The organism is Glaciecola sp. MF2-115, assembly GCF_047250385.1.
Classification (GTDB): domain Bacteria; phylum Pseudomonadota; class Gammaproteobacteria; order Enterobacterales; family Alteromonadaceae; genus Glaciecola.
This window is the reverse complement of record NZ_JBLBVM010000005.1, coordinates 1-1,181: the sequence shown is the minus strand read 5'-3', so window position 1 is coordinate 1,181 and position 1,181 is coordinate 1. Positions and strand designations below refer to the sequence as shown.

Sequence of the window (1,181 nt, the reverse complement as noted above, 5' to 3'; positions counted from 1 at the left end):
TAAGTTCTCGTCGCGAAAGTTCAGTTCATGCTCGTTCTTTCAAGAGTCACTCTCAACGGTTTTTAATAAGTTGTTTTCGGGTGCGCGCGCATTTGCTGTTTGGTCTTCGCCAGGATAATTCAGTTGTTGTTTCAGTCAAAGTTGGGTAATGTTTAACTTCAAACAACGTATCAAATAACAACATCAAAGGAGTGAAGTTTGTTAATTCAAAATTGCATTAATCCAACCAGTTATAACAAACGCATCAGTTCACTCCCTTCGGTCGCTGGGACAACTTTACGGGCGCATTTCGCGTTGCTCAAAAGCTGCACCCATAAACTTGCCCTCTATGCGGGGTGTTAGCATGGAAGTGAAACTCGGCATTGGACTAGATGAAATTCGGTTTGGCATTTCACAAAGTTCTTTAGAAGATATGCTTGGAGAACCGGATAAAATAGACGTAGATTACGATGAACTTCCGTTACTGAAATACAATAAATTAATGTGTACTTTTTGGATGGATGACGGCAACAGGCTACATTGGATCCAATGCTCAAATCCATTACTAAGACTGCAAAAAACACTAGTGATCGGTAAAGATGTGTCAGATACCATCAGAAAACTTGAGTTAACGTTTGGGTATTCTCATGAGTTTGAAGATTATGGTTCTTCAGAAAGTTATAGCTTCCCGGAGAATGAAGTTGAAATTCAATCTGAGTACGGCATTGTGACTCAGGTATGTTTTGGGCACTACTGGAAAGGTGATACGCCTTTGTACACTAACTCTTAAATAAACCAGCGGGCAAGCTCGTTCTTTCAAGAGTCACTCCCATCTGTTTTTAATGAGTTGTTTTCGGGTTCGCGAGCGCATAATGTTTGATTCTCGCCAGTCAAGATCAGTTGTTGTTTGAGTGTCAAACGAGTGCTATTTTTACCTAAATGATTAACGCAAGGTGACATGGAATGTTGTATCAAAATCGAGTTAAATCAACCAGAGCTAACAAACGCATCAGTTCACTCCCTTCGGTCGCTGGGACAACTTTACGGGCGCATTTCGCTGCGCTCAAAAGCTGCACCCATAAACTTGCCCTCTATGCGGGGTGTTAGGTATGAGGACTAAATAGAGTGGAAATGTTCGGTAAAATAATTCAAGAAATGTATGGTTATACCTTGTTGGAATATTTCTTTTTTTTAGGCAGTGG

At 40.7% G+C, this 1,181-nt stretch carries 1 protein-coding gene; it reads left to right on the top strand.

The window, feature by feature from the left end:
* Nucleotides 1-343 precede the first annotated feature (343 nt).
* Nucleotides 344-769: a hypothetical protein gene (locus ACKLNX_RS00035; protein WP_412970760.1), complete on the top strand. Its 426-nt coding sequence runs from the start codon at nt 344-346 to the stop codon at nt 767-769.
* The last annotated feature ends 412 nt before the right edge of the window (nt 770-1,181 follow it).

Excerpts from the sequence above, each read along its gene's own strand:
- ACKLNX_RS00035 (WP_412970760.1), top strand. The coding sequence starts at position 344 with ATGGAAGTGAAACTCGGCATTGGACTAGATGAAATTCGGTTTGGCATT.